The organism is Jatrophihabitans sp., from assembly GCF_035474675.1.
GTDB lineage: Bacteria > Actinomycetota > Actinomycetes > Mycobacteriales > Jatrophihabitantaceae > Jatrophihabitans_A.
In genome coordinates this window covers 1-20,659 of the sequence record NZ_DATINC010000147.1, presented here as the reverse complement: position 1 = coordinate 20,659, position 20,659 = coordinate 1, and the positions used below count along the sequence as shown (strand labels likewise).

Genomic DNA, 20,659 nt, shown 5'->3' with positions numbered 1-20,659 from the left:
GCTGTGACTACGCAGCGCAAGCTGTGGAAATCCGGCCCACATTGTCGTCACACAGGGCTATGTTCTCTCCACGTCCATCGGGGGAGGACACATGGCACTGCGCCGTGCACGTCTGGTTCTGTCTGCCGTCACATCGACTGCCTTGGCCGTCGGCATGCTCGGCGTCAACGCGCCGGCCTACGCCGAGCCGGGCGGGGTGGTGATCTCCGAACTGCACTACCACGCCGGCACCGACCTCGACACCGACGACTTCCTGGAACTGGCCAACACCGGCGCCAGCCCGGTCGACGTCTCCGGCTGGAGCTTCACCGCCGGGGTCACCGTCACCCTCCCCGCCGGGGCAACTATCCCTGCCGGCGGCTACGCGGTGGTCGCCAAGGACGCCACCCGGTTCCAGGCGCTGTACGGGTTCGCGCCGCTGGCGGTGTACTCCGGCAACCTGAGCAACGGCGGCGAGACGGTCACCCTGGTCAACGCGGCCGCCGCCGTGGTGGACACCGTCACCTACGCCGACGCCGACCCCTGGCCCGCAGCGGCCGACGGCACCGGCCCGTCGCTGGAACTGCGCGGCCTACTGTTCGACAACACCCTCGCCGAGAACTGGGGAGCGTCCACCGTGATCGGCGGCACGCCCGGTGCCGTCAACTCCCTGGACGGCACCGCGCCACCGCCCCGGGTCACCGCGGTCCAGGCCACCCCGCAGCGACCGGCGCCCTCCCAGCCGATCGTGGTCAGCGCCCGGTTGCCGATCGGAGCCAACGCGAGCCTGTCCTACAAGGTCATGTTCGGCGCGAACGTGCCGGTCCCGCTGCTCGACGACGCGGCCAGCCCCGGCGGCAGCGGCGACGGCATGTACTCCGCGACCATCCCCGGCCAGGCGGCCGGCCGGCTGGTTCGCTACCGCATCGACGCCACCGCCGCCGGCCAGGCCTTCTCCTACCCGCCGGCCGGCGACTCGGTGCAGTACGCCGGCGTCGTGGTGACGAATCCCGCGGTGAGCACGAACCTGCCGGTCATCGAGTGGTTCATGGAGGACGCGGTCTACAACGACCTGCTGGCCAACCACCGCTACGACAACGTCACCGGGCCGGCCGTGCTCGCCTACGACGGAACGGTGTACGACAACGTCGCGATGCGGATTCGCGGCAACACCAGCCGGTCGCGTCCCAAGGTGTCCTGGAAGGTCGAGATGGCGTCCGGGCACGACTTCGACATGGGCGCGAAACTGCCTTACCAGCTCGACGAGTTCGCCATCATGGGCGATGCCGAGCCGCTGGCCGACGTGTCCTGGAACACCGTCGGCGCGGCCGGCGCCCGCCGGCTGGCGATCCTGCCGGTCCGCACCCAGCGCAACGGGCAGTTCTGGAGCGTCGGCAAGGTCATGGAGCTCGAGGACGGCACCTGGCGCGACGACCAGGGCGTCTCGAAATGGTCCATCTACAAGGGCGACGGCGGTTCGCTGATGCGGACCGCGTCGCCGCAGGTGCTGGCCACCACCACATCCGCCGGCTGCCCGCTGTGCGAGCCCGAGCCGTGGCTGGACAAGAAGACCCGGGAGGACGAGGACTTCACCGACGTCTGGACGCTCAGCCAGGTGCTGGACGCGCCGGCCTCGGCATCGCAGCGCGCCTGGATCGACCAGAACGTCAACGTGCCCGAGATGATCAACTACATGGCCATCAACAGTGTCATGCGGCACGCGGATTCCGGTTGGTACAACTGGTGGGTCGCCCGGGACACCGAGGGCACCGGCCGCTGGGAGATGTGGCACTGGGACCTGAACTGGACCTTCACCACGCCGGCCGACGACGGCAAGGGCGAGTTCCTCACGCCCGACACCTCGAACCGGTTCACCAAGGCGATGCTGGGCTATCCGGACCTGCGCGACATGTTCTACCGGCGGCTTCGCACGCTGGCCGACCAGTTGCTGGTGCCGCCCCGGTACGAGCAGGAGTGGGACGCCATCAGCGGGCCGTACCTGAGCGACTGGAACCTCGACCGCACGGTCTGGGGCGGCTACACGCCCAGCGCCTCGCGCACCAACTTCCTCAACGGGCTGGCCGACCGGCGCACCGTGGTCAGCGCCAACACCGGCCCGGGCAAGCCGGTGCCGCCGTCGCAGTCGACGGCCCCCGAGGTGGTCATCAACGAGATCATGTACCACCCCGCGGGCTCCCCCGACGCCGAGTACGTGGAGCTGTACAACCCCTCCGCGGCTGAGTCCGTCGACATCTCCGGCTGGACGCTGGACGGCGCCGGGGTCACCATCCAGCCCGGCACGGTGCTGCTTCCGCAGTCCTACGCCGTGCTGGTCCGCAAGGACACCGCGTTCCGGGCGGTCTACCCGGGTGGCGGCCGGTTCGTCGCCGGCCAGTACGCCTCGAGCCTGCCCGACACCGGCGGGACGCTCACCCTCCGGCAGGGCGCGCGAATCGTCGACACGGTGAGCTACTCCGCCACCGACCCGTGGCCGAGCGCCGCCGACGGCACCGGCCCGTCCCTGGAGCTGCGGGACTCCACCAGCGACAACGCGCTGGCCGCGAACTGGTCGGCAAACCCGGCCGGAACCGGAACGCCCGGCAAGATCAACTCGATCGTCCCGCCGCCGGACACCACGCCGCCGTCGGCGCCGGGCACCCTGACCGCGTCCGGGATCGGCCAGACGCAGCTCACCCTGAACTGGGGTGCGGCCACCGACAACGTGGGCGTGACCGGATACCGCGTGACCCGCAACGGAACGGCCCTGCCGGGCACGGTTACCGGCCTGACCTTCACCGACACCGGGCTGGCGCCGGGCACCACCTACAGCTACACCGTCCAGGCGCTGGACGGCGCCGGCAACGTCGGGCCGGCCGGCAACACCCTCCAGGCCAGCACCACGACCGACACCGGAATCCTGTTCTCCGACACCTGGACCGGCGCCGACGGCGCGGCCTGGGGCTCGGCATGGACGCCCGGCGCGGCCACCGGCACCGTGACCCAGCAGGGCGGCACCGGTCAGCTGGCGGTCAACGACACCGCCGGCGCGTACGCCCGGGCGCAACTGACCGGGCTCGCGGCGCGGGCCGACAGCGACACGACCTTCTCCTACCGGTGGAACGCCGGCACCCCGGTCAGTTACCTGAGCATCTTCGTACGGGGCTCGGGTGGCTGGCGCAACAGTTACCGGCCCACCAACGGCTACGGCCTGGAGCTGGCGTCCAATTCCTCGTCCGTCACGCTCTGGAAGACGGTGGCCGGAACCAACACCTCGCTGGGCACGGCCAGCGGGGCCCAGCAGGTGGGCTCCGGACGGCAGTGGGTGCGGTTGCGGGTATCCGGATCGACGGTCCAGTACAAGACCTGGCCGGATGGGCAGGCCGAACCCGCGACCTGGCGGGCCACCGTCACGGACACCTCCGTGACCGCCGCGGGTCAGTTGTTCGTCTCGCTGAACCGGGGCAGCTCCAACACCGGGGCGAAGTCCGTGCAGCTCGACGACCTGGCGGTGCGCTAACTCGGACTAACGGCGGCCTTAGTCCGAGTTAACCCTCCTAACTCGGACTAGTGGTACCGTTAGTCCGAGTTAGGAGGTCCGATGTCGCCGGTCGCCCGAGCAGCTGCCTTGCGCTGGCCGGTGCACGAAAAGCGGACCTTCCCGTGGCAGCAGTCGCATCGCGGGGGCAGCAAGGAAGACCGGATGCTGCGCGAGGTCACGGTGTCCCTGCCGCCGTTGATCGCCGAGCAGGATGTCAGCGTCGACGCTTCACTGGCAGCGGATCTCGAATCAGCAATGCAGGAGATCACCGCTCTCGACACCGCGCACGGCACGCAACTGGCAGCGCTCGGCATGCTGTTGCTGCGCACGGAGTCGGTGGCATCGTCAAAGATCGAAGCAGTCGAAGCCGGCCTGGACGACTACGCCCGTGCCCTGCATGGCATCCGCAGCAATCCGTCGGCGGTCTCCATGGCAGCCGCTACCACTGCCCTCGCCACGATGATCGACGACGTGGCACGCACCGGCTGGATCGAACGAGCCTCCCTCACCGCGGCCCACCGGGTGCTGATGCAAGACGATCCTGTCGAAGTGCGCTACGCCGGCCGGTTGCGGGACATGCAGAACTGGATCGGCGGCAGCGACCACTCACCACGGGGCGCGCTCTACGTGCCACCGCCGCCGGACACCGTCGAGGGCTACCTCGACGACCTGCTCAGCTTCGCCAACCGGAACGACCTGCCGGCTCTGGCACAGGCAGCGCTGGCGCACGCCCAGTTCGAATCGATCCACCCTTTCACCGACGGCAACGGCCGGATCGGCCGAGCACTCATCAACGCCGTGCTGCGACGGCGCGGCGCCACCACGAGCGTCGTCATTCCGCTGGCCTCAGCTCTGGTGGCGCGCCGGGACCATTACTTCGAACTGCTGCACTCCTACCGCCGCGGAGACATCGATCCGCTGTTGACCACCTTCGCCGAGTCGGCGCGCATCGCCGCCGCACAGTCGCGGGTCACAGCGACCCGCCTGAACGACATCACCGACGAGTGGCGCGAGAGGGTGGGATCGATACGGAGCGGCAGCGCCGCCGCCAAGCTGCTGACCCTGCTGCCCACCCGGCCGATCCTGTCATCGGAAGATGCCATCGCCCTGGTGGATGCTCCGCGCAGCAGTATCTTCGCCGCCCTCAATCGGCTGTCCGATACCGGTGTGCTCCGTCCCTTGACCGACCGGAAGCGTAACCAGGTCTGGGGCGCCGGTCTGATCCTCGACGAGCTGGACGACCTCGGCCTGCGCATTGCACACGCCACGCTTCCCACCTGATGGTTCAGCAGCTTCGACTGTTCGGGACCTGCAGTATGAGTCGCTGAGAATGGGCTTGGAGGAAGCTTCGACGAGCAAGCCTTGATTCCGAGCACTCGGGCAGAGCGAGAGTGGCATCCCCTTCAGGAGGGTGTTTCCTGCACGCAAGCAACGCTTTGTTATCAACCGCCACACACGCCGAAGCACTTGGGCATCATGCTCTGCATGGCGATCTACACGTGGTGGGCGAGCGACCCTCATCAACGATTTTGGATGGAGATCACGGACCGTGATGATCTCGGTGCGGATCTCTTTGCGCCAACGGCTGACGGGAGCGGCCGACCCTACTGGGGCTATGAACTCATCACCTATGTCCAACCCGGTGACGTCATCGTCCACTGGCACAAGACCCTAGCCGGTGAACCCGGGATCGTTGGATGGTCACAGGCGACCGGCTTCTACGAAGAGACAGACATTTCCTGGCAAGCGCATGGGACGGTCGGCAGAAGGGCTGGCAGCCTGGAACCACGTCCCGCATGGCGCATGCCGCTACTGAACTTCACACCGCTTGCGCGCCCGGTGCTTATCAGCGAAGTCCGAGCGTGGGAGCCGGAGCTCCGGAAGGTGCTGGCGCAGCTTGAAGTTCAATACCCCGACGGCAGGCTGTACTTTCCGTTCGGCTTCAGCGACAGGCGAGAGCTTCGTGCTCAGCAGACCTACTTCGTCAAGATGCCTCGCGAGGTCCTGGAGATCCTGGCGCTAGAGGACTTGGGTGATGTCACCGGCCCGAAGCCAGGCGCGACTTCAACCGAAAGGAAGTCCGCGAAGCGCGGCGGCAGCGGTTACATCGCTGACTCCGCGGTTCGTAGCGCTATCGAGTGGCGGGCCGTGAACCTAGCCATCGAGGCGTATGAGGCCTTGGACTATGAGGTCGAGTACACCGGGTCGACGAAGCCTTACGACTTGGTTGTGACTAAAAGGGATGAAATCCGGCGGGTCGAAGTGAAGGGATCATCGGGGGCAGCCAAGACGGTCGAATTGACATATGGCGAGGTCGACAACTCTCGTGACTGGCAACCCACTGATTTGGTCGTGGTCGACGGCATCCAGTGGTGGCGGGAGTTAGACGGCTCTGTGCAAGCCGATGGAGGCGAGATCCGCTGGTGGAAGAATTGGACCGCCGAGGCGTCACGGCTACAAGAGATCAGGTTCCGCTACAAGCTGCCGCCCAGCGGATGGTCCGGCAAGTAGGACGTCCTTGACGGCGCTCAGGTGCCGAGGCTAACCGCCGCGTGGACGGCCCGCGCGAGCCGCGCGCCCCACTCGGACCGGACTCCGCAGAACGGCTCGGAACCTTCGGCGGGGCACACGACCGTGACGGCGTCCGATGGCGTTCCGGTGCCGGGGATGCCGCGTTCGAGCAGGGCCTGGGTCTTGGCCTCGGTGGCGGTGCACAGCGCGCCGAGCAGGGCGGCGGACGTCAGGTTCACCGGCAGGAAAGCCACGATGTTGATCGTGCCGGCGGCCGGCGGAACGGAGTCCACACCGGTCGGCGAACCGGACTCGGCGGCCGCGGCCCAGGTCGGGTGGGTGAGCCCGACGGTGGCCTCGGCGCTCACCCCGCCGTCCGTGGCCCGCCGGACCCGGGTGACGTCGGCGGCGGTGAACATCGCGACCCCGGCACCGGCGAGCCGGACACCGGCCGCCAGTTCGGCAGCGTGCGCGTCCAGGTCGTGGCGGGCGTAGTCATGGCTGACCTGGGCGTTAATGATCCAGCTCCGGGTGCCGACACCGCCGCCAGACGATGCGGTGGACGCGACCAGCAGCGGACCCAGGAAGCGCCACACCAGGTACGGCAGCACCGCCCCGTCCTCGGGCCGGGTGTGCAGGGTCATCGCGATCACGGCGCGCCGGCACCCGCGATCACGGCGTCGTCCTGCGGTACGGAACGACCACCAGCCGGCCGTCCGCACCGGCCATCACCCGCACCTGGGCACCGAACGACTCGGCAAGCACGGTGGGATCCAGCACCGCCTCGGGGGTGCCCACCGCGCGGACCTCGCCGCAGACCAGCAGCACCAGCCGTTCGGCGAACTGGGCGGCCAGCGTCAGGTCGTGCAGCACGCTGAGCACGGTCAGGCCGTGCTCGCGGCGCACCTCGTCGACGAGTTCGAGCGCCTCGACGCGGCGCCCCAGGTCGAGCGCGCTGGTCGGCTCGTCCAGCAGCAGGACGGGCGCCTGCTGGGCGAGCGCCCGCGCCAGCACCGCCCGCTGGATCTCTCCGCCGGAAAGCGTGCCGAGCGGCCGCGCGGCGAACCTGCCCATGCCCAGGCGGTCCAGCACCGACTCGCTGATGTGCAGGTCAGCCGCGGACTCCCGGCCCAGGTAGGGAATGTGCGCGGTACGGCCGAGCAGCACGTAGTCGAGCACCGGCATGGCCGCGGGCAGCTCGGGTTGCTGCGGCACCAGCGCGATGCAGCGGGCCCGTTCCCGCCAGGACAGTGCCTTCGCCGGCCGGTCGCCCACCCGGACGGCTCCCTCGTGCGGAACCAGTCCGGTCGCGGCGCGCAGCAGGCTGGACTTGCCGGCGCCGTTCGGCCCGACCAGGGCGACCCATTCGCCTTCGGCGACGGTGAAGCTGGCATCGGTGACCGCGGGGGTGCCGGCGTAGCGGACCGTCACCTGCTCGAAGCCGAGGCTGGTCACGCCGGCCCCCGCCGGGGCGCAACGGCCGGAGTCACGACGGCCCGGGGCGCAACGGCCCGGATCACGACGGCCGGAGTCACTGCAGCCGAAATCACAGCAACCCCTGCCGGGTGCGGCGGGAGCGCAGCACGGCGAGGAAGAACGGGCCGCCGACGAGGGCCGTCACCACCCCGATGGGCACCTCGCCGGGAGCCGTGACGGTCCGCGCGACCAGGTCGGCCAGCACCAGGAACGCCGCGCCGCCCAGCATCGCCACCGGCATGACCACCCGGTAGCTGGCGCTGGTCAGTAGCCGGACGGCATGCGGGACGATGATGCCGACGAAGCCGATCAACCCGCTGACCGCCACCGCGGCGCCGGTGCCGAGCGTCGCCGCGGCGACGATGAGCAGCCTGGTGCGGGTCGGGTGCAGGCCGAGGGTGCCGGCCTCCTCCGCACCCACCCGCAGCACGTCCAGCACCCGCCGGTGGGCCAGCAGCACCAGCATGCTCACCACCAGGTACGGCAGCGCCAGGCCGACGTCGCGCCAGCTGGCCACCGAGAAGCTGCCCAGCAACCAGTTGTAGATCTGGCGGATCTCCTCGGAATGCTGCTGCTGCAGGAAGGTCTGGACCGCGGTCAGCATCGCCGCGACCGCGACGCCGGCCAGGATCACCGTGTACCCGCTGGCCCGGTCGGACCCCATCGAGGCCACCAGGTAGGTCAGCACCACCGCCGCCACCGCCCCGAGGAACGCCGCGACCGGGAGCAGGACCGATCCCGATCCGCCCGAGACGATCGCCACCGTGGCGCCCAGGCCCGCACCGGCCGCCACCCCGAGCAGGTACGGATCTGCCAGCGAGTTGCGCAGCACGCCCTGGTAGGCCGTGCCGCTCGCCGACAGCGCGGCGCCGACCAGGGCGGCGAGCACCACCCGCGGCAGCCGCAGGTTCCAGACGATGGCCTGGTCCACCGGCGGCACCGAGGTGTGCGCGCCGAACAGCTGCGCCAGCACGGTGCCCACCACCCGGTCCGGACCGATGGACACCGGCCCGATGCAGGACGCCAGGACGACGGCGCCGACCAGCACAAGTGCTGCGACCGTGCCGGGAAGCCGCAGCTGGTGGCGGCGCGCGCGCACGCCGCCGCCGGTCGGCGCCGAAGCTGTCACCTGATCGGGTGCTCCTTCAGCTCGGCCGAGATGGTCTGCAGCAGGTCGACGACGCGCGGTCCCCAGCGGGAGGCGACGTCGTCGTCGAGGGCCTCGATCCGCCCGCCCTTGACGGCCCCGAGCACCGCCCAGCCCGGCCGCGCGGCGACCGTCTTCGCCGACTGCCCGCAGCACTTGGTGTCGGCCAGGAACAGGTAGCCCGGGTCGGACTTGACGACGTATTCGCTGTTCAGCTGCGGGTACCCGCCGGCGGCCGCGGCACCCTTCGCCGCGTCGGCGATGCTGGTCAGGCCGAGCAGCTTGAACAGCTGGCCGACGAAGGTCGACGTGGTGACCGAGTAGTAGGTCTGGTCGAGCTCGTAGTAGTAGCTGGCGCCAGCCGGCGGCTTCGGCGTGGAGGCGACGATGTCGGTGATCTTCTGCTGCATCGAGGCGACCAGCGCCGCCGCCGCCGAGGCGTTGCCGGTGGCCTTCCCCAGATCGGTGATCTGCTCGTAGACCTGGTCGAGGTTGGCAGCGGCCGGCTCGTCGATGACGGGCAGCTTCAGTGCCTTGAGCTTGGTGACCTGGGCCGGCGCCACCCCGGACACCACGACCAGGTCGGGACGGTAGGCCGCGACGGCCTCGGCGTTGAGCTGGTAGGCGTCCAGGGCGGTGTGCGGGGCCGAGGCCGGGTAGCTGGAGTTCTTGTCGACCGCGATCACCTGGGCCCCGGCGCCGATCGCGAATAGGTCCTCGGTCACCGTCGCCGACAGCGAGACGATCCGGGCCGGCTTCTTCTCGATCGTCACCGCGGTACTGCCGGTCCCGAGCGTCACCGGGAACACGGCCTCGGCAACGGTGCTGGCGCTCGAACTGCCACCCGGCGACGAGGCGGCCGGACTCGAGCCGCTGCCGGCCGGTTGCGAGGTGTCCGAGCTGGAGCAGCCAGCCGTGGCCAGCAGGGTCACTGCCGCCACGGCGCATATCGGCGCCGTCCACCAACGTCTTTCCATTTTGATTCATCCTCCGATCGACCAGGGAGGACGAAGTGCGCTCGCCAAGACCGGCGACGGGAGAAGCCGCGCAGGCCTGTCCGAACCGCCCTTCCTCCGAGGACAGGTGTCGTGACGCAGGCAGGCGTCCGGGCTCGCCCCTGGCGGGGCAGTACCGTTGCGGGACAGCGCCGGATTCTCACCGGTCTTCGCTGCTGATGCGCCGTCTCACACCAACCGTGAGACGGGCAGAACGATAACACGCCGCGACAGCGGCACCGCACCAGTCGCGTCCCGGGGAACCCGAGCCACCCCACCCGGAGGAGGACAGCCAGATGGCACTTATCGCCAACCCGCTGGGCAGCCCGCTGCCGCTGGTGGCGGCACCCATGTCCGGCGGCGCCACCACCGTCCGGCTGGCTGCCGCGGCCACCGAGGCGGGAGCGTTCGCCTTCCTGGCCGGTGGCTACAAGACATCCGACACGCTGGCCGCCGAGATCGCCGAACTGCGCCGGAGGACCGACAACTTCGGGGTGAACCTGTTCGCGCCCACCCCGAGCAGCATCAGCGAGGCCGACTACCGCCGCTACGCCGAGGAGTTGCGGGCCGAGGCCGAGCGCTTCGGACTCGACCTGCCGCCGGTGCCGCAGACCGACGACGACCGGTGGCAGGACAAGCTCGACCTGCTGCTGGCCGATCCGGTGCCGGTGGTGTCGGTCACCTTCGGCCTGCCCCGCCCGGCCGACCTCGCCGCGCTGCGCCGCGCCGGCAGCCGGCTGCTGGTCACCGTCACCACCGTCTCCGAGGCCCGGGCGGCGGCCGAGGCCGGGGCGGATGCCCTGATCGTGCAGGGCAGCGACGCCGGCGGCCACAGCGGCACCCACGATCCCCACCGGACGATCACCCCGACCCGCACCGACGAGCTCGTCCGGGCCGTCGGGCAGGCGACCGGGCTGCCGCTGCTCGCCACCGGCGGCGTGGACGGCCCGCGGGCCGTCGCCACCCTGCTGGACGCCGGTGCCGACGCGGTGGCCGTCGGCACCCTGCTGCTGCGCACCGACGAGAGCGGCGCCTCCAAGACCTACCAGGACGCCCTGGCCGACCCGGGCTTTCCCGGCACCGTCGTCACCCGGGCCTTCACCGGCCGCTACGCGCGCGGGCTACGCAACCAGTTCATCGCCGACCACGAGGCAAGCGCGCCGGCCGGCTACCCGGCGATCCACCACCTGACCCGGGGGCTGCGGCAGGCCGCGGCCGCTGCCGGCGACCCGCACCGGCTGCACCTGTGGGCCGGCACCGGCTACCGCAACGCCCGCCCCGGGCCGGCCCGCGCCGTCTTCGAATGGCTGGCCGGCGACCTGTAGGACGGCTGACGCCGGGGCAGCAACCCCATTCGGTGCTGCTGCCCCGGCCCGGCGGCTGCTGCTTAACCGCCGGCTCCGTCAGGACACCGGTACTTCAAGGAGAAGCCAGCCGCCGGACCGATACGCCCGGGCGGCCGGCAAAGCCGGCAGGCGAACCCGCGCGGCCGGTGCCGTGCCACGGTGTCCGGCACACCTCCACAGCGATTGCGCCCGGTAATGCGAGGATGGCATTTCCCTTCGCTACCTCAGGAGCATCCATGCACCGCACCTTCCTGGCGCGCACGGCCCTGGCAGCCGGCGCTCTGGTCCTGCTCGCCGGCTGCAGCAGCGACAAGAAGTCCGACGACTCCGCCCAGACCGGCGGCATCAAGCTCATCAAATCGGGCCAACTCACCACCTGCACCCACCTGCCCTACCCGCCGTTCCAGTCGATCGAGGGCGGCAAGGTGGTCGGCTTCGACGTGGACCTGATCGACCTGGTCGCCAAGGACCTCGGCGTGACCCAGAAGATCGTCGACACCCCGTTCGAGAACATCAAGACCGGTGCCGCGCTCAACGCCGGCCAGTGCGACGTCGCCGCCGCCGGCATGACGATCACCGACGAGCGCAAGAAGAACCTCGACTTCTCCGACCCCTACTTCGACGCCACCCAGGCGCTGCTGGCCAAGAAGGGCTCCGGCATCACCTCGATGGACACCGCCAAGGGCCACAAGGTCGGCTCGCAGGCCTCCACCACCGGCGAGGACTACGTCAAGGCGCACGGCGCCGACCCGGTCTCCTTCGAGACCTCCGAGGCCGAGCTCAACGGCCTGCGCAGCGGCCAGGTCGAGGTGATCGTCCAGGACCTGCCGGTGGTCAACGGCTGGCTCAAGGACTCGGCCAACTCCGGCTTCGAGATCGTGGCCAACCTCGACACCGGCGAGCAGTACGGCTTCGCGGTGAAGAAGGACGGCAACGACGAGCTGCTGTCCAAGATCGACGCGGCGCTGGCCAAGGCCCACAGCGACGGCACCTACGACCAGCTCTACAGCAAGTGGATCGGTGACAAGCCGACTGGCTGACGCGCCCGGCGAGGCTGCCGGCGTGCGCCGGCCCAGGCTGACCCGCCGGCAGCGGCGGCGGATCAGCCTGGGTATCCAGTACACGGTCTTCGTGGCGGTGGTGGCGACCCTCGCCGCCCTCGCCGACTGGCACACCCTGCGGCAGAACTTCGCGCGCGGCGAGATCGCCCGCGAGATGTTCCCGGACGTGCTCACCGTGGCGCTGAAGAACACCGTGATCTACACGCTCACCGGCTTCGCCGCCGGGCTGGTGCTGGGCGTGCTGATCGCGCTGATGCGGCTGTCGTCGGTGCCGCCGTACCGCTGGGTGGCGATGGCCTACGTCGAGATCTTCCGCGGCCTGCCGGCACTGCTGATCTTCATCTTCGTCGGGGTCGGGGTGCCGCTGGCGTTTCCGGGCACCACCATCCCCGGCGGCACCGTCGGCAAGGTCGCGCTGGCCCTGGCACTGGTTTCGGCCGCCTACATGGCCGAGACGGTCCGGGCCGGCATCCAGGCCGTGCCGCGCGGCCAGCGGGAGGCGGCCCGGTCGCTGGGCATGTCCAGCAGCCGGGCGATGATCAGCATCATCATCCCGCAGGCCTTCCGCATCATCATCCCGCCGCTGACCAACGAGCTGGTGCTGCTGTTCAAGGACAGCAGCCTGGTGCTGTTCCTCGGCGTGCAGCTGGAGGAGCGCGAGCTCACCAAGTTCGGCCGGGACCTGGCCAGCACCAAGGCCAACATCACCCCGATCCTGATCGCGGGCCTGTGCTACCTGGTCATCACCGTCCCGTTGAGCTACCTGGCCCGCCGCCTCGAGGGCCGCAACGCCAAGGCGAACGCATGACCGGCAACGCAGCGGAGCGCAGCCGGGACAGCGCCGTCATCGAGGTCCGGGCGCTGCACAAGTCCTTCGGCGCCAACCACGTGCTGCGCGGCATCGACTTCGCCGTCTCGCGCGGCGAGGTGGTCTGCGTGATCGGGCCGTCCGGCTCGGGCAAGTCCACCCTGCTGCGCTGCATCAACCTGCTGGAAGAGCCGCAGTCGGGACAGGTGTTCGTCGGCGGCGTCGAGCTCACCGATCCGGACGTCGACATCGACGCCGCCCGGCGCCGGATCGGCATGGTGTTCCAGTCGTTCAACCTGTTTCCGCACCTGACCGTGCTGGAGAACCTCACCATCGCCCAGCGCCGGGTGCTGCGCCGGTCCAGGCAGCAGGCCGAGCAGGTGGCGCGCGGCAACCTGGTCAAGGTGGGCCTGTCGGAGAAGGCCGGCGCCTACCCCGCGCAGCTGTCCGGCGGCCAGCAGCAGCGCGCGGCGATCGCCCGGTCGCTGTCGATGGGGCCGGAGGTGATGCTGTTCGACGAGCCCACCTCGGCGCTGGACCCGGAACTGGTCGGCGACGTGCTGGCCGTGATGCGCGACCTGGCCGCCGAGGGCATGACCATGATGGTGGTCACCCACGAGATGAGCTTCGCCCGCGAGGTGGCCAACCGGGTGGTGTTCATGGACGGCGGCGTGGTGGTGGAGGAAGGCAGCCCGGAGCAGGTGATCGCCGCGCCGCGGCACGAGCGCACCCGGTCGTTCCTGTCCCGGGTGCTCGACCCCGCCGCCGCCGAGGGCCCGGCCGAGCGGTAACCAGCCGAACGGTGACCAGCCGAGTGCGGCAGCCGGCAGAACGCGGCAGCCGGGTCAGAACCGGCCGCGGGTCGCCGGGCCGAGCAGCGGGCCGGGATCCGGCTCCTGGTCGTCGGGGTAGCCGTGCAGCGCCCAGTTCACCAGGTCCGGCAGGGCCAGGATCTCCTGCGCCAGCAGGGTGGCCAGCACCACCGGCAGGATCACCGGCACCACCACCGCAGTGATCAGCGCGACCCGCACGTCGGTGGTCAGCCCCACCGCGGCCAGGGCGGCCAGCAGCACGCCGGCAGCCCCGGCATGCCAGCCCAGCGAGTGCGACCAGCCGGCAACGGCGGGATCGGCGCCGGACAGGCACACCACGATGACCAGCAGCGCGGCCAGCACCGCGAGGGTCATCAGCCGGCGGCGCAGCCCGGCCGCCAGCAACACCGCGATGCCCAGGAACACCAGCCAGAACCAGCGCTCGGACAACCACCCGTCGACCCGGCGCGGGCCACCGCCCAGGGCCACGGTGAGCGCATGCCAGGCCAGCACGCCGAACAGTCCGGCCAGCGCCCCGAGCAGCAGGGCCAGCCACCTGGCATAGGTCAGGAACCGGCCGAACGAGACCCCGGTGAAGAACAGCCAGCTGCGCACCGGAGGAACGCCTTCGGAGCGCAACGCCTCCCGGAACAGGTAGTCGGCCTCCTTGCGGATCTGCACCGGTGTCCGGCCCGGCGGCACCGGCTGCCCGGCGGCGTTGCGGTCGTCCGGTTCGGCAGGCACCTTGCCCTCGGCGACGTTGCAGAGGTGGTCGTGCAGCAGCGCCGGGCGCAACTGCCGCCCGTACGGACCGAGCAGCCCCCACAGGAAGCCGGGCACCGACGCCAGGTCGGTGTACTGGCCCTCGACGTCGACGCCGCCGGTCTGCGCCGGCACCGCGAAGTACCGGCCGTCCTCGGCGCGGTAGCCGTAGGTCGTGCACAGCTGCCAGCGCGGCGTCTTCACCTTCCGTGCCGCATCGGCGGGCACCCGCTGCTTGACCTCGCGCACCGAGAAGTAGGCCAGCCGGATCGGCTCGGGTGGCCCGTCCGCCGGCAGGTCCGGATTGGGCCGGCGGGCGATGAACGGCATGTCAGCCGGCACCCATCAGCTCACGATGCCCATTCGGCGCAACGCCTCGACCACCTGCTCGGCGGCCTGCTCGGCCGAGGTGGTGGTGGTGTCGATGTGCACCTCGGGAGCCTGCGGCACCTCGTAAGGCGAGTCGATGCCGGTGAAGTTGGGCAGTTCACCGCGCCGGGCCTTGGCGTACAGGCCCTTGCGGTCGTTGTGCTCGGCCATGTCCAGCGGGGTGTCGACGAAGACCTCGCAGAACTCGTTCTCACCCACCAGGTTGCGGGCCATCGCCCGGTCGGCGGCGTACGGCGAGATGAAGGACGCCAGCACGATCAGGCCGGCGTCCACCATCAGCTTCGCCACCTCGGCGACCCGCCGGATGTTCTCGATGCGGTCGATCTCGGAGAAGCCGAGGTCCCGGTTCAGGCCGTGCCGGACGTTGTCGCCGTCGAGCAGGTAGGTGTGCCGGCCGTCGGCGTGCAGCCGCCGCTCGACCAGGTTGGCGATGGTGGACTTGCCGGCGCCGGAGAGCCCGGTGAACCACACCACGCACGGCTGGTGGCCCTTGAGGGCGACGTGCGCCCGCTTGTCCACCTCGATGGCCTGCCAGCTGATGTTGGTGCTGCGCCGCAAGGCGAAATGGAGCATCCCGGCGGCCACCGTGTCGTTGGTGAGCCGGTCGATGAGGATGAAGCCGCCCATCTCGCGGTTGTCCCGGTAGGGGTCGAAGGCGATCGGCTCGCCGAGGCTGAGGGTGCACACCCCGATCTCGTTGAGCTCCAGCGAGGTCGTCGCGGTCTGCTCCAGGGTGTTGACGTTGATCTTGTACTTGGGCTGGCTCAGGGTCGCGGTGGTGCGGCGGGTGCCGAGCTTGAGCAGGTACGAGCGGGACGGCAGCATCCGGTGCTCGGACATCCACACCACGTGCGCCTCGAACTGGTCGCCCACCTGGGCGGCGTCGCGCACCGAGGACAGCACGTCGCCACGGCTGACGTCGATCTCCTCGGTCAGGGTCAGCGTCACCGACTGCCCGGCCACCGCCCGCTCCAGGTCGCCGTCGGCGGTGACGACCCGCGCCACCGTGCTCTCGTTGCCGTGCGGCAGCACCTGCACCCGGTCACCCGGCCGGACCGAGCCGCGCACGATCATGCCCGACGCACCCCGGAAGTGCTGGTCGGGCCGGTTCATCCACTGCACCGGCATCCGGAACGGCTCGTCCGGGTCGGCGACGTCGGTCTGCACCCGCTCCAGGTACTCCAGCAGCGGCGGGCCGGAGTACCAGGGCATCCGCGGGCTGGGGCTGGTCACGTTGTCACCGGTCAGCGCCGACATCGGGATCACCACCACGTCGGCGATCCCGATCTGGGAGGCGAAGCGCCGGTAGTCGGCCTCGATGTCGGCGGCGACCTGCTGGGAGAACCCGACCAGGTCGAGCTTGTTGACCGCCAGCACGATCTTGCGGATGCCCAGCAGCGAGACCAGGTAGCTGTGCCGGCGGGTCTGGGTCAGCACCCCCTTGCGGGCGTCGACCAGGATCACCGCCAGGTCGGCGTTGGACGCGCCGGTGACCATGTTGCGGGTGTACTGCTCGTGCCCCGGGGTGTCGGCCACCACGAACTTGCGGTGGGCCGTGGTGAAGAACCGGTAGGCGACATCGATGGTGATGCCCTGCTCCCGCTCGGCGGCCAGGCCGTCCACCAGCAGCGCCAGGTCCAGCTCGCCGTCCTGGGTGCCGAACCGCTTGGAGTCGGCTTCCAGCGCGCTGAGCTGGTCGTCCAGGATCAGCTTGGACTCGTAGAGCAACCGGCCGATCAGGGTGCTCTTGCCGTCGTCGACGCTGCCGCAGGTGATGAACCGCAGCATCGACTTGCGCTCGTGCGCGTCGAGGTACTCCTCGATCTCCGCCGGCGACGAGCCCTCGGCGATTGGCGCGGCCATCAGAAGTACCCCTCCTGCTTCTTCTTCTCCATCGACGCCGCCGAGTCGTGGTCGATCACCCGGCCCTGCCGTTCGGAACTGGTGGTCACCAGCATCTCGCCGATCACCTCGGTGATGGTGCTGGCGTCGCTGACCACCGCCCCGGTGAGCGGGTAGCAGCCCAGGGTCCGGAACCGGACGCTGCGCTGCTCGGGCACCTCGTCCGCGCGCAGTGGCATCCGGTCGTCGTCCACCATGATCAGCGTGCCGTCCCGCTCCACCACCGGCCGGGGCTTGGCGTAGTACAGCGGCACGATCGGGATGTCCTGCAGCCGGATGTACTGCCAGATGTCGAGCTCGGTCCAGTTGGACAGCGGGAACACCCGGACGCTCTCACCGGGATTGACCCGGGCGTTGTAGAGCCGCCACAGCTCCGGCCGCTGCCGCTTGGGGTTCCAGCGGTGCGCGGCCGACCGGATCGAGAAGACCCGTTCCTTGGCCCGCGACTTCTCCTCGTCCCGGCGGGCGCCGCCGAAGGCCAGGTCGAAGCGGTACTTGTCCAGCGCCTGCTTCAGGCCCTCGGTCTTCCAGATGTCGGTGTGCACGGCCGAGCCGTGCGTGAACGGGTTGATGCCGGCGGCCAGGGCGTCCGGGTTCTGGTGCACCAGCAGTTCCATGCCGGTCTCGGCGGCGATCTTGTCCCGGAACTCGTACATCTCCCGGAACTTCCAGGTGGTGTCGACATGCAGCAGCGGGAACGGCGGCTTGGACGGGCTGAAGGCCTTCTGCGCCAGCCGCAGCATCACCGAGCTGTCCTTGCCGATGGAGTACAGCATCACCGGACGCTCGCTCTCGGCCACCGCCTCCCGGAAGATGTGGATGCTCTCGGCCTCGAGCTGCTGCAGATGTGTCAGCACTGGTTGTAGTCTCCCGCCTCTTCTACCGGCACCTGCCACCGGACCAACGTCGTCGCCCGCGTCCATCTTCCACGCTGCACGCACGCTACCTGCCCCGGACCGGTTCTGAGGAGCACGTTTGGAATGCTTTCTCCGGGCTCGGGGGGAAGCGTGGGAATTACCCGCCGGAACGGCAGGCGGTGACGCTGTGCTGGGCAGTTGTTGACTCACCGTGAAGAACTGCCCGAAAGTTCGGGGAATACGGCGACATAGCCCTGTGAATACGGTGTGCGCAGCACGCTATCTGCGACCATCTGCCGCATGCGGGAGAACTCGGCGCCAGGCAGTATCGGCGACGAGTCGACCCCCGTCACGGCTTTCCTGCCGCGTCCGGCCGAGCTGCGCTCCGGCTCCGGGCAGGTGGTGACCGAGGACGCCCTGGCCGCCGCCGAGCACAAGCTGGCCGCGGCCCGGGCCCGGCTGGTCGAAGCGCACGACGAGGCGCAGGTGCTGATCCGCGACGCGACCAACCAGGCGATGCTGGTCGCGGCCGCCGCCGAGCAGGCCGCCGAGTCCGTGCTGGCCGCGGCCCGGGCCGAGGCGGAGCAGGAGCGCACCCAGGCCGAGCTGGCCGCGGCCGCGTTCCGGGCCCAGGCCGAGCAGATCCTGCTCGGTGCCCAGCGGGAGGCCGACCAGCGGCACGCGGACCTCGCCGCCGACCTGACCCGGTCCTGGAACGAGCACGAGCGGGAGCTGCGCGAGCTGCAGGCCGTCGCACGGGCCGAAGCGGCCGCGACCCGGACCGCCGCCGACCAGCATGCCGCCGGCGTGCTCGACCAGGCCCAGCAGCAGGCGGCGCAGCTGCTCGGCGCCGCCCAGCAGCGCCTGGACCAGGCGGCGCACGACTCGGCAGTCCAGCTGCAAGCGGCAACCGAGCAGGCGGCGGCGCTGCTCGACCAGGCCCGGGACACGGTGACCCGGGAACTGGCCGCCGCCGGCGAGCAGACCGCCTGGGCACAGCAGGTCGTCGCCGGGCTGATCGGGACCGCGCACCTGGAGGCGGACCGGATTCGCGGCCAGGCCCATGCCGAGGCAGCCGCCGCGCTGCGCCAGCTGCGGCTGCGGGTCGGCGACGTGCTCGCCTCGGCCACGGCGAAGGTGCGCCGGCAGCGCGGTGAGCTCGACGCCGAGCTGCGGCTGGCCGCCGAGGCCCGGGACCGCCAGCTGGCCAGTGCCGCTGCCGAATCGGCCGCCCTGCTGGCCGAGGCGCGGCGGCAGGCCGAGGCGATCCTGGCCGAGGCGGAGCAGGCCGCCGCCGGTCAGCACGACCGGGCCGAACGCCGGCTGGCCGAGGCGGAGGCCGGCGCCCGGGCGGTCCGCGAGCAGGTGGCCGAGCAGGTCGGCCGGTCGCAGCGGGAGATGTACGAGCTGCGTCGCACGGCCAAGACCGAGGCCGGCCTGCTGCTCGGCGACGCCCGTGCCGAGGCGGAGAGCCTGCGCGCCCAGGCCCAGCAGCTGCTGGACTCCGCTCGCGCCGAGGTCGCATCGCTCACCGAACGACGCGACGCCATCGCCGCCGAGCTCGGCGAGCTGTCCGCCGCGATCGAGGTCCTGGCGGATGCGGCCGGGCCACCCGCGGCGCCCGGCCGGCACCTGGCGGCGGTCGAGCCCGCTGCCGAGCCGGTGGCTGCCGAGCCGGTGGCCGCCGAGCCGGCGGCCGCCGAGCTGGCGGCCGCTGAGCTGGCGGCCCGGCCCGAACCGAGCGTGGGCCGGCACGCCTTCGTGGCACTCGACGGCGTGAGCACCGACAGCGCGGCGAGCGAGCCGGTCCGGACCCGGCTGATCACCAACCAGGCCGGCCGGCGGGTGCCGGTCGCGGCAGTGCCGGACGCCCCTGATGCCGACAACGGGGAGGACACCGAGGACGGCGACAGCAGCTTCCTACTCACGCAGATGATGAGAGCGGCCCATGATCCCGAACAGCAACGAGGCCTTCCGGACGGTGATGCGCGGCTACGAGCCCGCCGAGGTCGACCGGCGGCTGGCTGAGCTGACGGCGGCCGCGGCTGCCGCCGAGGAGCGCGCCGACGACCTGGCCCGCCGGGTGGCCGAGCTCACCGCCGCCGAGGCGGCCGCCCGCCTCGCCGCCGAGGCCGGTACCGCGGAGCCCAGCTTCGCCGAGCTCGGCGGCCGGGTCGGGCAGATCCTGGCGCTGGCCCAGCAGGAGGCCGACGAGTTGCGCACCGCCGCCGCGGCCGAGGTGAACCGCCGGCTGCTCGAACTGGACGCCACCAGCGCCCGCACCATGGCCGAGGCCCAGCGCTACGCCGAGCAGACCCGGATCGCCGCCGACCAGGAGGCGGCCCGGGTGCTGGAGGACGCCAGGCGCGGCGCCGACCAGATCATCGACGAGGCCAACCGGCACGCCGCCGCGCGCCGGGCCGAGGCCGAGGCCATCTACGAGGGGCAGCGCGCCCAGGCCGCCCAGGCCGCCGGTGACTTCGAGCAGGCGCTCACCCAGCGCCGGAACAAGGCCGAGGCCGACCTGCAGCAGCGCACCGCGATCGCCGAACGGCAGCTGGCCATCACCCGTGAGCACGCCGAGCAGCTGCGGGCCGAGGCCGAGCACACCGCCGCCGAGGCCGACCGCGAGGCAGCCCTGCTGCTCGCCGACGCCGAGCGCCGGTCCGAGCAGCTGCTCGCCGAGGCCGTCGCGCGGGCCGAGCGAATCCGCTCCGAGTCCGAACGCGAGCTGGCCGCCGCCACCCAGCGCCGGGACAGCATCAACGCCCAGCTGGCGCACGTCCGGCAGATGCTGGCCACGCTGACCGGTTCCGGCGGTGCGCTGGCGCGGGCCGTCACCCCACCCGAGCTCACCGCGGAGCCGGCCGACCGCCAGCCCGCCCCGGCTGGTTAGCCGGCCCGGGTCGCCGCGGTGCGGGTCAGCTCGGCCCGGGGCGCGGGTACTCGCGCCGGTTGGAGTCGGCCTCGATCAGCCGGTTCAGGGTCTGCTGCACGTCGTTGGCCCGCGGGATGTTGACCAGCGTCTCCTGGCCGTTCTCGCCGGCCGACTCGATGTGCAGGGTGCCGGACCGG

At 71.0% G+C, this 20,659-nt stretch carries 17 protein-coding genes and 1 riboswitch; of the genes, 10 read left to right on the top strand and 7 right to left on the bottom strand.

Annotated elements, in window-relative coordinates:
* Positions 1-142: 142 nt before the first annotated feature.
* The 3 genes from VLJ82_RS17295 to VLJ82_RS17285 all read left to right on the top strand — a co-directional run bounded on the left by VLJ82_RS17295 (position 143) and on the right by VLJ82_RS17285 (position 6,028).
* Complete coding sequence (locus tag VLJ82_RS17295; RefSeq protein WP_408664609.1) at positions 143-3,496, top strand: lamin tail domain-containing protein; 3,354 nt, start codon at positions 143-145, stop codon at positions 3,494-3,496.
* A gap of 81 nt (positions 3,497-3,577) precedes the next feature.
* Positions 3,578-4,798 (top strand): Fic family protein, encoded by a 1,221-nt coding sequence (locus VLJ82_RS17290; RefSeq protein ID WP_408664608.1) that lies wholly within the window; start codon positions 3,578-3,580, stop codon positions 4,796-4,798.
* A 204-nt stretch (positions 4,799-5,002) separates the two neighbouring features.
* Positions 5,003-6,028, top strand: a complete 1,026-nt coding sequence (locus tag VLJ82_RS17285) for a protein NO VEIN domain-containing protein (RefSeq protein WP_408664607.1) — start codon at positions 5,003-5,005, stop codon at positions 6,026-6,028.
* 17 nt (positions 6,029-6,045) lie between these two features.
* Here the strand turns inward: VLJ82_RS17285 and VLJ82_RS17280 are convergent, their stop codons facing one another.
* From VLJ82_RS17280 to VLJ82_RS17265, 4 genes are all read right to left on the bottom strand, one after another.
* Complete coding sequence (locus tag VLJ82_RS17280) at positions 6,046-6,672, bottom strand: adenosylcobinamide amidohydrolase (protein WP_408664624.1); 627 nt, start codon at positions 6,670-6,672, stop codon at positions 6,046-6,048.
* Between the two features lie 28 nt (positions 6,673-6,700).
* The gene (locus VLJ82_RS17275; protein ID WP_408664606.1) at positions 6,701-7,483 is read right to left on the bottom strand and encodes an ABC transporter ATP-binding protein; all 783 of its coding nucleotides are present in this window, start codon (positions 7,481-7,483) and stop codon (positions 6,701-6,703) included.
* 91 nt (positions 7,484-7,574) lie between these two features.
* Positions 7,575-8,633 (bottom strand): FecCD family ABC transporter permease, encoded by a 1,059-nt coding sequence (locus VLJ82_RS17270; protein WP_408664605.1) that lies wholly within the window; start codon positions 8,631-8,633, stop codon positions 7,575-7,577.
* Positions 8,630-9,451 carry an ABC transporter substrate-binding protein gene (locus VLJ82_RS17265; protein ID WP_408664604.1) on the bottom strand — a complete coding sequence of 274 codons (822 nt, stop codon included), beginning with the start codon at positions 9,449-9,451 and terminating at the stop codon, positions 8,630-8,632. Before VLJ82_RS17265 ends, VLJ82_RS17270 begins: the two co-directional genes overlap by 4 nt.
* Before the next feature lie 22 nt (positions 9,452-9,473).
* Here VLJ82_RS17265 and VLJ82_RS17260 point away from each other — a divergent pair, with 22 nt between their 5' ends.
* From VLJ82_RS17260 to VLJ82_RS17240, 5 genes are all read left to right on the top strand, one after another.
* Positions 9,474-9,743: a hypothetical protein gene (locus tag VLJ82_RS17260; RefSeq protein ID WP_408664603.1), complete on the top strand. Its 270-nt coding sequence runs from the start codon at positions 9,474-9,476 to the stop codon at positions 9,741-9,743.
* Positions 9,732-9,864: riboswitch (cobalamin riboswitch) on the bottom strand. It overlaps the preceding gene by 12 nt.
* Before the next feature lie 78 nt (positions 9,865-9,942).
* Positions 9,943-10,971: a nitronate monooxygenase gene (locus tag VLJ82_RS17255; protein WP_408664602.1), complete on the top strand. Its 1,029-nt coding sequence runs from the start codon at positions 9,943-9,945 to the stop codon at positions 10,969-10,971.
* 257 nt (positions 10,972-11,228) lie between these two features.
* Entirely contained in the window at positions 11,229-12,032 is an 804-nt protein-coding gene (locus VLJ82_RS17250) for a transporter substrate-binding domain-containing protein (protein WP_408664601.1), read from the top strand.
* A complete protein-coding gene (locus VLJ82_RS17245; RefSeq protein WP_408664600.1) occupies positions 12,013-12,861 on the top strand; it encodes an amino acid ABC transporter permease in 849 nt (282 codons plus the stop codon). The genes VLJ82_RS17250 and VLJ82_RS17245 overlap by 20 nt, the downstream gene beginning before the upstream one ends.
* Complete coding sequence (locus VLJ82_RS17240; RefSeq protein WP_408664599.1) at positions 12,858-13,652, top strand: amino acid ABC transporter ATP-binding protein; 795 nt, start codon at positions 12,858-12,860, stop codon at positions 13,650-13,652. Before VLJ82_RS17245 ends, VLJ82_RS17240 begins: the two co-directional genes overlap by 4 nt.
* 54 nt (positions 13,653-13,706) lie before the next feature.
* On the opposite strand, the gene VLJ82_RS17235 is transcribed toward VLJ82_RS17240, so the two are convergent.
* Genes VLJ82_RS17235 through cysD form a run of 3 tightly spaced genes read right to left on the bottom strand, consistent with a single transcriptional unit; the run spans position 13,707 to position 17,650 of the window.
* The gene (locus tag VLJ82_RS17235) at positions 13,707-14,777 is read right to left on the bottom strand and encodes a DUF1353 domain-containing protein (RefSeq protein ID WP_408664598.1); all 1,071 of its coding nucleotides are present in this window, start codon (positions 14,775-14,777) and stop codon (positions 13,707-13,709) included.
* A gap of 3 nt (positions 14,778-14,780) precedes the next feature.
* A complete protein-coding gene (cysN, locus tag VLJ82_RS17230; protein ID WP_408664597.1) occupies positions 14,781-16,688 on the bottom strand; it encodes a sulfate adenylyltransferase subunit CysN in 1,908 nt (635 codons plus the stop codon).
* Entirely contained in the window at positions 16,688-17,650 is a 963-nt protein-coding gene (gene cysD / locus VLJ82_RS17225) for a sulfate adenylyltransferase subunit CysD (protein WP_408664596.1), read from the bottom strand. The genes cysN and cysD overlap by 1 nt, the downstream gene beginning before the upstream one ends.
* Positions 17,651-17,884: 234 nt before the next feature.
* Between cysD and VLJ82_RS17220 the strand changes: the two genes are divergently transcribed.
* Positions 17,885-19,612 (top strand): hypothetical protein, encoded by a 1,728-nt coding sequence (locus VLJ82_RS17220; protein ID WP_408664595.1) that lies wholly within the window; start codon positions 17,885-17,887, stop codon positions 19,610-19,612.
* Positions 19,533-20,480: a hypothetical protein gene (locus tag VLJ82_RS17215; protein ID WP_408664594.1), complete on the top strand. Its 948-nt coding sequence runs from the start codon at positions 19,533-19,535 to the stop codon at positions 20,478-20,480. Before VLJ82_RS17220 ends, VLJ82_RS17215 begins: the two co-directional genes overlap by 80 nt.
* Positions 20,481-20,659 lie beyond the last annotated feature (179 nt).